7 protein-coding genes and 1 rRNA gene are annotated in these 12,472 nt (G+C 62.9%); 1 reads left to right on the plus strand and 7 read right to left on the minus strand.

What is annotated here, in order from left to right:
- The 7 genes from F8C90_RS02135 to F8C90_RS02165 all read right to left on the minus strand — a co-directional run.
- Window positions 1-580: ribosomal RNA gene (locus F8C90_RS02135) — 16S ribosomal RNA — on the minus strand; the annotation flags it as partial.
- A gap of 716 nt (window positions 581-1,296) precedes the next feature.
- Complete coding sequence (gene hisS / locus F8C90_RS02140; protein WP_158048808.1) at window positions 1,297-2,664, minus strand: histidine--tRNA ligase; 1,368 nt, start codon at window positions 2,662-2,664, stop codon at window positions 1,297-1,299.
- 138 nt (window positions 2,665-2,802) lie between these two features.
- Entirely contained in the window at window positions 2,803-6,624 is a 3,822-nt protein-coding gene (locus tag F8C90_RS02145) for a phosphoribosylformylglycinamidine synthase (protein WP_158048809.1), read from the minus strand.
- A gap of 27 nt (window positions 6,625-6,651) precedes the next feature.
- Window positions 6,652-7,299, minus strand: a complete 648-nt coding sequence (locus F8C90_RS02150; RefSeq protein ID WP_158048810.1) for a Rossmann-fold NAD(P)-binding domain-containing protein — start codon at window positions 7,297-7,299, stop codon at window positions 6,652-6,654.
- A gap of 103 nt (window positions 7,300-7,402) precedes the next feature.
- Complete coding sequence (locus F8C90_RS02155) at window positions 7,403-8,284, minus strand: phosphoribosylaminoimidazolesuccinocarboxamide synthase (RefSeq protein WP_158048811.1); 882 nt, start codon at window positions 8,282-8,284, stop codon at window positions 7,403-7,405.
- A 105-nt stretch (window positions 8,285-8,389) separates the two neighbouring features.
- Complete coding sequence (locus F8C90_RS02160; protein ID WP_158048912.1) at window positions 8,390-9,997, minus strand: sensor histidine kinase; 1,608 nt, start codon at window positions 9,995-9,997, stop codon at window positions 8,390-8,392.
- Between the two features lie 110 nt (window positions 9,998-10,107).
- Entirely contained in the window at window positions 10,108-10,818 is a 711-nt protein-coding gene (locus tag F8C90_RS02165) for a response regulator transcription factor (protein ID WP_158048812.1), read from the minus strand.
- 336 nt (window positions 10,819-11,154) lie between these two features.
- Here F8C90_RS02165 and F8C90_RS02170 point away from each other — a divergent pair, with 336 nt between their 5' ends.
- Window positions 11,155-12,444 (plus strand): twin-arginine translocation signal domain-containing protein, encoded by a 1,290-nt coding sequence (locus tag F8C90_RS02170; RefSeq protein WP_158048813.1) that lies wholly within the window; start codon window positions 11,155-11,157, stop codon window positions 12,442-12,444.
- Window positions 12,445-12,472 lie beyond the last annotated feature (28 nt).

Raw genomic sequence — 12,472 nt, forward strand, 5'->3', positions numbered from 1 at the left:
GAGGTCCCGCTTGAGCGGCCGCCTGCGCGCGCTTTACGCCCAATCATTCCGGATAACGCTCGCCCCCTACGTATTACCGCGGCTGCTGGCACGTAGTTAGCCGGGGCTTCTTCTGCAGGTACCGTCAGAGGTTCTTCCCTGCTGAAAGCGGTTTACAACCCGAAGGCCGTCGTCCCGCACGCGGCGTTGCTGCGTCAGGGTTGCCCCCATTGCGCAAAATTCCCCACTGCTGCCTCCCGTAGGAGTCTGGGCCGTATCTCAGTCCCAATGTGGCCGGTCGGTCTCTCAACCCGGCTACCCGTCGTCGGCTAGGTGGGCCGTTGCCCCGCCTACTACCTGATGGGACGCGACCCCATCCCCCGCCGCCGGAGCTTTCCCGGGGCCCCCATGCGAAGGCCCCGGAGTACCCGGTATCAGCCGCGGTTTCCCGCGGTTGTCCCGGTGCGGGGGGAAGGTCGGTCACGCGTTACTCACCCGTTCGCCACTTTATCCGCGGCCGAAGCCGCCTTAACCGTTCGACTTGCATGTGTTAGGCACGCCGCCAGCGTTCATCCTGAGCCAGGATCAAACTCTTCGTTCGGGCGCCCCCTTGAGGGGCGCCTAAGCTCGAATCAAAATAAAGAAAAAGCCATCGGAATGATGGTCGGAACCCGGGATCGGGTTCCTCATGGAATTGGTCTCTCGTCGGAGATCTCCGCCGGCATCCTCGCCGGCGGGGGCCCCGCACGCGTTCCTATCCGTTTTCCTCGGTATCCGGTTTTCAAGGTTCCCGGGGCGTCTAGCGCCCCGCCCCGCCGCTTCCTTCCGTCCGCGGCGCAAGGAGATATATTACGCGCACCCCCTCCCGCGGTCAAGGGGGAATCGCGCCTTTTTCCCGGGAAGGGGCGCCTCAAGGGCCGTTTTCGCCATACGACCTGGGATGACGCGCTTCTATTGCCTTTCGGGCCCCGCACACATTCCCTCCATAAGCCCAGGAAGGGCGCTGGGAGGCGGTGTGGGGCATCTCAATATGCGAGGGCGGGAACCCACCAAATGTTCCCGAGCCCGACTAACTAAGAGAGCCCGGTCCCTGGGCGCTTCGGACAACTGTCGGGCAGAATCATTCGAAGCGAAATCCGCCAAAGGGGTCGGCGCATCACTATATATAGTAGCTTTCTGCCACGCAGAGATATTTCCCGCTTCATAGTGGCACCCTTGCTATAGAAAGAGGCCGAGTGTTTCTCGAGCACCCGGCCTCTTGAATGGATGAGACAATCGCCTACGGCATTCGCCCCACAGTTCTCTTCTCTCTTAGCGCTACTCAACCTCAGTGAGAACTTCACGCATCTGCTCCGGCGTGAGGACGGCGCCCTCGCTGGAGAATTTCGCAAGGATTGCCTTCACTGCAGCAAGGTCGACCAGACGCTCCGCGTGCGACGTCATATTGCGCACCTTCACCTTGCCCTCGGAGAGCTCATCGGGACCAAGAATGGCGACCATCGATGCGTTCAGCTTGTCGGCAAGCTTGAACTGACTTTTCAGGCTGCGCTTCTGATGATCCATGTCAGCAGATTGTCCCGCATCGCGAAACGCCTGCACAAGGGAAAACGCCTCAGCGTGCACCGAATCGTCGACGCAGGCGACAAACAGGTCGCACCGCTGAGCACGGGGAAATTCAACACCCGCTGCCTGCAGCGCAAGCGCGCAGCGCTCATATCCAAGCGCGAACCCAAGACCCGGCGTCGGGCGTCCGCCCACTTCCTCGACGAGCTTGTCGTAGCGACCGCCACCGCCGATCGCGTTCTGACTTCCCATGCCGTTGTCCACCTGGACCTCGAACACGGTGCGCGTGTAATAGTCCAAGCCGCGCACGAGCTTATAGTCCTCCTCGTAGGCGACGCCGGCAGCATCAAGATAGGTCTTCACCGCTTCGTAATGCTCACGACAGTCCGGGCAGAGATGGTCGGAGATCTTCGGAGCGCTCTCCATTACGTGAGCGCAGCCCTCGTTCTTGCAGTCGAACGCGCGCAGCGGGTTGATTTCGGCGCGCGTCATGCACGTCTCACACAGCTCATCGGCATGCTCGTTCATATAGGAGCGGACGAGCTCTCGATAGGCGGGACGGCACTTTTCACACCCCATCGAGTTGATGAGCAGGCGCATCGATTCGCGCGGGATGCCGATTGTCTCGTAGAAGCGCATGAGCATGATGATGGCCTCAGCGTCGATCGTCGGCTCCTCGGCGCCCAGGCACTCCACGCCCACCTGGTTAAACTGGCGCTGACGTCCCTTTTGCGGACGCTCCGCGCGGAACATGGGGCCCGCGTACATCAATTTCGCGGGCGCGCCACCCTGGGGAACGAGGTCATGCTGGGCCACCGCGCGCACGACGCCGGCAGTGCCCTCGGGACGAAGCGACAGGCGGCTTTTGCTCTTGATGGTACCGCCGTCGATGAGGCGTTTCAGGTTCTCGCCCGACACGGCGGTGAACATCTCCTTGGACACAACGTCGGTCGCTTCGCCGATGCCGCGGACGAACAGGTCGGTCTGCTCGAATATCGGTGTCTCGATGGGCACATACCCGTAACGGGCGAAAACGGAGAACGCCGTCTCCTTAAAATGCAGCCAAAACGCCGCCTCGTCAGGTAGAAAGTCCCTCGTGCCTTCAGCAGCCTGCATTGCCATTGCGCCCACCTTTTCCTTCGTTTAGCTTGATTGCGATTTGCATTGTAACGTAAATGAAGCGCGGGCTCCGATTGCCCGCGCTTCAACATATTCCATCGGAGAGTGGCGACCATGCTGGAATCAGCCGCCGCCCGCCACTTACTTGAAGTACTCCACACCGCCTTCGATGAGCGGTTGATACGTGAAGTCCGGGATATTGCGATAGAGCCCAGCGCCCGAACGCTCGGTGTGGCCCATCTTGCCGAGCACACGGCCATCGGGACTCGTGATGCCCTCGATGGACAGCACGCTGCCGTTGGGATTGACCGAAAGGTCCATCGACGGCTTGCCCTCCGCATCGACGTACTGCGTCGCCACCTGGCCGTTTGCGATGAGCTTCTCGATCAGTTCGGGGCTTGCCACAAAGCGGCCCTCACCATGGCTGATAGCAACGGTGTGAGTGTCCCCCACCTTGCACTCGGAAAGCCACGGGGAAAGCGACGACGCCACGCGCGTGCGGACGAGGCGGCTTTGATGGCGGCCGATCGTGTTGAAGGTAAGCGTCGGGCATTCATCGGTCATGGGAACGATGTCGCCATAAGGCACAAGGCCGAGCTTGACGAGCGCCTGGAAGCCATTGCAGATGCCGAGCATGAGGCCGTCGCGGTTCTGAAGAAGATCGCGCACCGCTTCGGTCACCTCAGGGGCGCGGAAGAACGCCGTGATGAACTTCGCCGAGCCGTCAGGCTCATCGCCGCCGGAGAAACCGCCGGGGATCATGACGATCTGGCTTTCGCGGATAGCGGCAGCGAGGGCGGCGATGCTCTCGGCGACCGCATCGGGCGTCAAGTTGTTCACGATGAGCGTGGTCGGCAGGGCGCCGGCGCGCTCGAACGCGTGCGCCGTGTCGTACTCGCAGTTCGTCCCCGGGAACACGGGGATGATGACGCGCGGCTTCGCGATCGAACCGCTATACGTGAGCGGCAGCTTGTCGTCGCACGTGATGGGCGCAACGTCGGCGATGTCGGAGTCGGACTGCGCCGCGGTGCTGCGATACGGGAACACCGACTCGATCGCGCCTTCCCACGCATCCTGCAAGCGAGCCAAATCGACCGCCTCGCCCGCAACCGAGAGCACGTAGTCCTCGGTCGTCGTACCGAGAAGGGCGACATCGAGGCACTCGGTCGCCTCGGGAAGCACCGCGCCGTCGGCCAGCTCGACGATGAAGCTGCCGTATGAGGGGGTGAAGAGCGCATCGGCGTCGGCGTCATCGAGCGCCACGCCGATTCCGTTGCCGACGCACATCTTGAACAGCGACTCCGCCGCGCAACCGTAACCAGGCGTCGACACGGCAAGGGCTGCACCTTCGCCGATAAGGCCCTCGACCGCGGCGATCGCCGCAAGCTCGTCCTCGGCAGCGGGCGCCACATCGTCGGCGTCGTAGCAGCGCGGAGCGATGAGCGCGACCCTGTGGCCAGCGCCCTTGAACTCAGGGCTCGTCACGCGATCGACCTTGCCGACCGCAGTGGCGAAGGACACGAGCGTCGGGGGAACGTCGAGGTCCTCGAACGAGCCCGACATGGAGTCTTTTCCTCCGATCGAGCCCAGCCCCAGATCGAGCTGCGCCTGAAGCGCACCGAGAACGGCAGCCGCGGGCTTGCCCCAGCGAGCAGGCTCATTGCGCAGGCGCTCGAAGTATTCCTGGAACGTAAGGTACATGTCCTCGCGCTTGAAACCCGTGGCCACCAGGCGCGAAACGCTCTCGACGACGGCGATGTAGGATCCGACGAACTGATTCTTCTCGGTGAGATAGGGGTTGAAGCCCCACGCCATGCCGGAGCACGTCGTGGTCTCGCCGTCGACCGGCAGCTTCGCCACCATGGCGAGCGCGGGCGTGAGCTGGTATTTTCCACCGAACGGCATGAGCACGGTAGCCGCGCCGATCGTGGAATCGAAGCGCTCGGAGAGACCCTTGTTGGAGCAGACATTCAAATCGCTCACGAGCGATTCCATGCGCTCGGCGAACGTGTCGCCCGCCCAAGTGCGCTCATAGGAGCTGCCTGCCTCGATATGAACGTCCTGATGCTTCGGGGCACCGTTCGATGCCAAAAACTCGCGGCTCACGTCGACGATGGCCTCGTCGTTCCAGAAGATGCGCACGCGCGGCTCGGCAACGACCTCGGCGATCACCGTGGCTTCGAGGTTCTCCTCCTTGGCATACCCGAGAAACTCTTCCACATCGGCGGCGGCTATGGCGCAAGCCATACGCTCCTGGCTCTCCGAGATGGCGAGCTCAGTGCCATCAAGTCCGTCGTATTTCTTCGGGACCTTATTGAGGTTGATACGCAGGCCGTCAGCGATCTCGCCCAAGGCAACCGACACGCCGCCCGCGCCGAAGTCGTTACAGCGCTTGATGAGACGGCAGGCCTCACCGCGGCGGAACAGCCTTTGAAGCTTGCGCTCGACAGGGGCGTTGCCCTTCTGCACCTCGGCACCGCAATGCTCAAGGCTCTCCAGGTTGTGCGCCTTCGACGACCCGGTCGCGCCGCCGATGCCATCGCGGCCGGTGCGCCCGCCCAAAAGAACGATGACGTCGCCCGGCTCGGGCTTCTCGCGACGCACGTGATCGGCCGGGGTTGCCGCGACGACGGCACCGATCTCCATGCGCTTGGCGACATAGCCTGGATGATACAGCTCGTGGACAGAGCCTGTGGCCAGGCCGATCTGGTTGCCGTAGGACGAGTAGCCGGCGGCAGCCGTCGTCACGAGCTTGCGCTGAGGAAGCTTGCCTTCAAGCGTTTCCGACACGGGGACCGTGGGGTCACCCGCACCGGTTACGCGCATCGCCTGGTACACGTAGCTGCGCCCCGAAAGCGGGTCGCGGATAGCGCCCCCCAAGCACGTTGCCGCGCCGCCGAACGGCTCGATCTCGGTAGGATGGTTGTGCGTCTCGTTCTTGAAGAGGTAGAGCCAGTCCTCGTCCTTGCCGTCGACGTCGACCGTGCACTTCACCGTGCAGGCGTTGATTTCCTCGGACTCGTCGAGGCCGGTCAGGATGCCTTGGGATTTTAGCCACTTCGCACCGATGGTGCCCATGTCCATAAGGCAGATGGGCTTCTCGTCGCGGCCGAGCTCATGGCGCAGCTTAAGGTAGCGCTCGTAGGTCTCGCGCACCTGCTCGTCGTCGATCACGACGTTGGTGAGCTCGGTGCCGAACGTGGTATGGCGGCAGTGGTCCGACCAGTAGGTGTCGATCATCTTGATCTCGGTGATGGTCGGGCAGCGCTTCTCGCCCGCGAAATACTGCTGGCAAAACGCGATGTCGGCAAGGTCCATCGCCAGACCGCGCTCCTCGATGAACTGGGAAAGACCTGCCTCGTCCAAATCGAGGAAACCCTCGATGACCTCGACGGGCTTGGGCGTCGGATGGGCGATCTGGAGCGTTTCGCGCGCAACGAGGCACGCCTCGCGCGTCTCGACCGGGTTGATGACGTAGTGCTTCACCGCAGCGAGCGCATCGTCAGTGCACTCGCCCTCGATGACGTAGACCTGCGTGAAGGCGACGTCGGGGCGATCGCCCTGGCTGATGAACTGGATGCACTGCGACGCGGAGTCGGCGCGTTGGTCGAACTGGCCGGGTAGCGCTTCGACGGCGAACACGTGCACGTTGGCGGGAGCCGCGGCGATTCCGGAAATGTCCGCCCCCTCCGCGGCAAGCTGCTTGGCAGTCTTGCCCGAGAACTCGACGCCCGTAACGGGAAACTCACGCGAGGCATCGTCGACCTGCGGCTCGGAGAACACCGTGGGGATGCAATGCTCGAAAAGTTCCTCGTCGATGCCCTCGACGTCGTAGCAGTTGATCAGGCGCAGGCGAGCCGTCTTCGCAAGTCCCTCGGGAACGGCGGTGTGCAGCTCGGCGAGCAGCTGTTGCGCTTCGACATCGAAGCCGGGCTTCTTCTCCACGTATACGCGCGAAACCATGATGATCCTTTCCAGGGTGGCAGGCGATTACTTGTCGGCAGGCTTTGCAGCAGAAGCGGCATCGGCCGGCTTCGCGGCATCGACGGCGTCGACCTTCTTGCGGCTGAACAGGCCGCGCTTGGGCTTGATCTGCTCCTCGGCAACCTCCGCAGCAGCGTCTTCCTTCTGCTTTTCCGCCTCGCGCTCGGCTGCGCGCTTTGCCTTCTCGGCGCGGCGGCTTTCCTTGGTGTTCTGGGATTCCATTTCCATCTGATACTTGCGGCGGCACTTGCGGATCTTCGAGAAGTCGAGGTAGAACGCAAGGATGATGAGCACGTAGGACGAGCCGAGCGTAACGTAGCTGATCCACGCGGGCTCCCACGAGCGGGCGAACCACGACAGCGCGACCATAAGCACCGCGGCGATCAGGACGACCCACCAAAGGCGGCGCAAGCGCTTGTATTCCGCTGTGGGCGGATTGTAGTACTTGCGGTCGAGCTCGTTTTGCTTGGCGCGCTCGGCCTTGCGGCGAGCCTTCTGCTCCGCTTTTCTCTCCTGAGGGGTCTTCGTCGAGGACTGGATATGCACCGAGGCGGCAGCTTTCGACTTCGGCTTCGCCGAGGCCGCGCTCTTGCGCGTCGTACCCTTAGGGCCCTCGTCCTGGTAGCGGTCGTTCATGTAGTTACGTTGTGACATGCAATGGTTCTTTCTCGTGGACACTTACTTCAAAAGCGGGAAGGCCCTTTAAGGCAGCGCGCTCGGCCGGGAATGCCCGCCTGCCGGCACGGACCGAAGCTCCCTATGCGAACGGGAACTTCTCGCCCGTGATCTTCTCGTAGGCCTCGATGTACTTCTCGCTCGTGCGCTTGATGACGTCCTCGGGAAGGCGGGGCGGCTTGGTGCCGGACTCCTTGTCCCAATGGGCGGTAAGCCAATCGCGGACGTACTGCTTGTCGAAGCTCGACTGGCTTTTGCCGGGCTCGTACTCATCGCCGGGCCAGAAGCGCGAAGAGTCGGGAGTGAGAACTTCATCAGCCAAGATGAGGCGGCCGCCGACGCGTCCGAACTCGAACTTGGTGTCGGCGATGATGATGCCGTGGTCGGCTGCGTGGTCGCGCGCGGCGGTGTACACCTTGATGGCCGCATCGCGCAGCTCGGCCGCCGCCTCGTCGCCAATGATCTCGGCGCAGCGCTCGAAGCTGATGTTCTCGTCATGGTCGCCGATTTCGGCCTTGGTGGAAGGCGTGAAGATGGGCGTCTCGAGCTTGGAGGAGTTCACGAGGCCGCCTGGCAGCTCGATGCCGCAGACCGTGCCCTGCGCCTGGTACTCCTTAAGGCTGCTGCCCGCGAGATACCCGCGCACGATGCACTCGACGGGATACATGTCGGCCTTCTTGACCAGCATGAACCGCCCTTCCAGCGCATCAGCATAGGGCTTGAAGCGCTCCGGCAGGTCGGCGACGTCGGCGGAGATGAGATGGTTCTCGATCACGCCGTCGAGCAGTTTGAACCAGAAGCACGAAAGCTGCGTGAGCACCTGGCCCTTATGGGGAATCTCGTCCTCGAGAATGTAGTCAAACGCGGAGATGCGATCGGAAGCGACGACCAGAAGACGGTCGCCCAGATCGTAGAGGTCGCGAACTTTGCCTTGCGCATCGGGTTCGATGTCGATCACGCTCATGATTTCAGGTCCTTTCAAAACCTCGTTGCGAATATGCGGCGCGCGAGCAAGTGCCCCGCACGCCGACAAGCGATAATGAGTCGCGACCCATTATCGCGCACTGCCTTACTTTTTGCGATTGGAAGCGGATTTTCCTTCGGCCGAGCGTTGCTGGCGGGCGCCCGAGAGCAACTGCTGGCGGTGCTGCTGCTTTTGCTGCTGGCGCTGCCTTTGTTGCTCGCGCTTATCGTTGGTGCGCGTGCGCTGCTCGTCGTAGAGGGGGAAATGGAGCGTGAAGCAGGCGCCTTTGCCCTTCTCGCCCTCGACCTGCACCCAGCCGCCATGGCGATCGACGATTTCCTTCACGACCGCAAGCCCGATGCCTAAGCCGCCGCTCGCGCGGTTGCGCCCGGCGTCCGCCCTCCAGAAGCGCGAGAAGACCATCTTCGCCTCCTCGGGGGAAAGCCCGATGCCGGTGTCTCTCACAGCGATCGAGGCCATGATGTCGCCCTTCGACACGGTAACCGACACATGCCCGCCTTCGGGGGTGTAGCGCACCGCGTTCGAGATGAGGTTGGCCGTGGCCTGGCGAATCATGTCGGGATCCCCCACGACGAGCACGCCTTTCTCGGCGCGGTACTCGAACGTGAGCCCCGAGTCGGCAACGAACGCCTCGTGCGTGGAGACGATGCTCTGGATGAGCTCGCCCACGTCGACCACTTCCTCTTTCATGGGGGTGGCGCGGTTTTCCAGGCGGGAGAGCTTCAAGAGCGCGTCAACCAGGCGACTCAAGCGCTGCACCTCGGAATTCACAGTCTCGAGGCGTTCGGCATCGGCCTCGAACACGCCGTCGACCATCGCCTCGACGGTGGATTGGATGGCCATAAGCGGCGTGCGCAGCTCGTGAGCGACGTCGGTTGTGAGACGGCGCTCCAGCTCGCGGTCCTTCTCGACCGACTCCGCCATCTCGTCGAAGGTTTCGCCCAGGCGGGCGATCTCGTCCTCGCCGTGAAGATCGGTGCGCGCCGAGAGGTCGCCTTCCTTGATGGCGCGGGCCGTCTTCGTCATGCGGTTGATGGGGGCCACCAGATTGCGCGCGAACAAAAAGCCGATGCACGATGCAAGCACGATGGCCACGAGCGACGCGAAGAGCATAGCTTGGTAGGAATTCTCGCGGAACTCCTGGTCAGGGCCGCGCATAAGCGTATCCGACCCGTAGACCCAAATGCGTACGGAGCCGACAACCTTGTCGTCGACCACGATCTTGGCGAGCGCGACCTTCGAGGCGTCCTTCGGTTCGAGGGAGCTCGTGGCGTTCGGGATGCCGTTGATGCGGTTCGAGGAATCGAAAACGGTGACGTCGTTCTCGTCGACAACCTTGATAGCGATACCCGGCGTGACCTCGAGCGCGGCCTCGACGGGCATAAGCGCCGCAGAGCTCTTGATGGTGAGCGTGCTGTCGGCCTCCATGCGCTCCTCGATGCGGCTGGCGGTCGTCTCCGCAAGGGTCTCCATGTTAGACGCGGTATAGGTTTGGAAATGCTGCTCCCACACAAACGAGATGACGCCGATGGCGACAAGGCCGGTCATCGCGGCGATGAGCGCGAACGCCAAGGTGACGCGCGCAGTGTAGGAAAGGCTCGTCCAGCCGAACTTGCGGCGGCGCTCCTTTCGCGCAAGCTTTCCCTGATGGGGCTCGCCCGTTGAAGCCCGCTCCTCGGAAGAGTCGGGCATGACGCGAATGCGGGCAGCCCCGCCGCCCGCATTCGCAGAGGGGCTCGACGCCTCTTCGGGCGTCGAGCCGTTATGTGCTCGGTTCGTTTCGCTCACGGGTCACCCGCAGGCTATTTGCCGGATTTCGTGGGGTCTTCGAAGCGATACCCCACGCCGTGGACGGTATGCAACCACTTCGGGTTGCGCGGATTGTCGCCGATCTTCGCGCGCAGGTTCTTCACGTGCGAGTCGATGGTGCGCTCGTAGCCCTCGAAGTCGTAGCCGAGCACCTTCTCCACCAGCTCCATACGAGAGTACACGCGGCCCGGATAGCGGGAAAGCGTGGTGAGCAGCTTGAACTCGGAAGCCGTGAGGTCGACTTCCTCGCCCTTCACAAGAACCTTGTGGCCGGAAACGTCGATCGTGAGGTCGCCGAACTCGAGCACTTCGCGCTGCGGCTCGGAGTCGGCATGCACGCGGCGGAGCAGGGCGCGCACGCGCGCGACAAGCTCGCGGGGGCTGAAGGGTTTCACCAGGTAATCGTCGGCGCCCAGCTCAAGCCCGATGATGCGGTCTTCCACCTCGCCCTTCGCGGTAAGCATGATGATGGGCACATCGGAGTTGTCGCGGATGGCGCGGCAGACGCGCTCGCCGGGAACGCGCGGGAGCATAAGGTCGAGAACGACCAGGTCGAAATGATGCTTCTGGAATTCCTCAAGCGCCTCCTGGCCGTCGCCCACGGCGGTTACCCAGTAGTTTTCACGCTCGAGATAAGCAGCGACCGCATCGCGAATCGCCTTTTCGTCTTCTACAAGAAGAATGCGTCGGGTTTCGTTGTTCATTGACGTCTCCTAACATGGGATTTTCCTGCGCGCATGGACCATGCGCGAGGCCGGCGGAGCGCGCAAGGCTTAAAGCCTACGGCGGACCGTCAGATTCGTCTTTGGGTTTATTGTAGCAATTGGGCGTATTCTCGCGCGAGGCGTAGGCGAAATGACACAATTACCACCATGCCAACGAAAAGACCCACTCCAGGAAAAAACAGCGCGCACGCGCAAAGAAGCCCTCGCCAAAGCACGAGGCGGGGCACTTCTGCGAGCTATCGCCCGCGTGCGGCGCATGCAACGCACGCACCGACGGTCCGCGTCGCCGAAGGGCGCTCGGAGCAGGGCATCAAGGTGCCCGCCCCAGGCGGTGGGCAGGTCCTTCTCACCCGACGGCACTTCCTTTACGGCGCAATCGGCATCGGAGCCCTTGCCGTTGTCGGCGGGGGCATCGGCGTGGGAGTGAACGCCGCCTCGAAGGCGAACGAGCCCACCTTCAACACGCTGGCCGTCTCTAAGGACGCCGTCACGTCGTGTTCTGCCGCGACGCCGGGCAACTTCACCGAAATCGAAGATTCGAGCACCGTGCTCGGGCTTTCAGGAACCTACGAGCTTCCCTACGGAACGCTCGTCTGGGCAAGCGACGATTCCCTTGCGGCGTGCCTCGTTCCTACCGACGGCTCGAAGCCGCTTACGAAGGTGGTGTTGCTCTCCCTTTCGTCAGGCAACCAGACCACGGCGATTTCCCAGGCGAAAGGCCAAGAAGAAGGTTTCGAGATCTACGATGTGCGCGCGTGCGCGACCGGCGTCGTGTGGACCGAGGCGAACATCCTCGACGGTACCTGGCGCATCTACAGCGCCGCGCTTTCGAACGGGGAACTCGGGACGGCGGCACTGGCCGAAGAGGGCGACGCCGATTGGGAGACCCCGACGCTCGCCGCATCGAGCGGATACGCCTTCTGGCAGGTTCTCCCCAAGAAGGACGGATCGGCGAGCAAGGAAGCGTCACGCCTGATGAGAGCACGTTTTGGCTCGAGCGATACCGAGGAGGCCTACACCTCGAAAGGCCGCATGTGCACACCGCCCTATGCGACGGGCGACTCCGTCGTCATCACCCCGCGCGCCGCGGCATCCTCATCGCGCTATCAGCTCACGCGCATCGACGCGCAATCCGCGAGCGTGGTCGACTCCCTCGTGCTTCCCTCTTCGATGAAGCCACTCGAGGCGGGTTACGGCGACACGGGGTTCATGTTCTCGTTCGAAGCGATCTACAATTTCGGCGAAGGCATCGCCAACCTGGGAACGTACATTCCCGCAAGCACCGTGCAGCCCGACACCAACGCGGAGGGCAACGCCTCGTACAGCCTGGTCCCGTGGTTCCGTCATGGCGTGACCCCCACCGCCCCGCCCGCATGGTGCGGTGGGTGGATCATCGCGAAGGACTCGTACAACGTGTGCGGGTTCAGCCCCGAGAGCAAGCAGTATTTCCTGCTGGAGGTGAAGTCGGGCGCGCCGAGCTTCGGCGACTACCTGGCGTCGACCGGCTCGGTCAAGCGCGTCGTCACGTACTCGAACATCGACAACACCACGCTTCAGGGCGAATCGCAGCAGTACTGCTGCGTGCGCGTCTGGGAACCGGTTTAGCAGCCCTCCAGCCACGCACGCTCTTCTT

This window comes from Ellagibacter isourolithinifaciens, from assembly GCF_008831035.1.
Taxonomy (GTDB): domain Bacteria; phylum Actinomycetota; class Coriobacteriia; order Coriobacteriales; family Eggerthellaceae; genus Ellagibacter; species Ellagibacter isourolithinifaciens.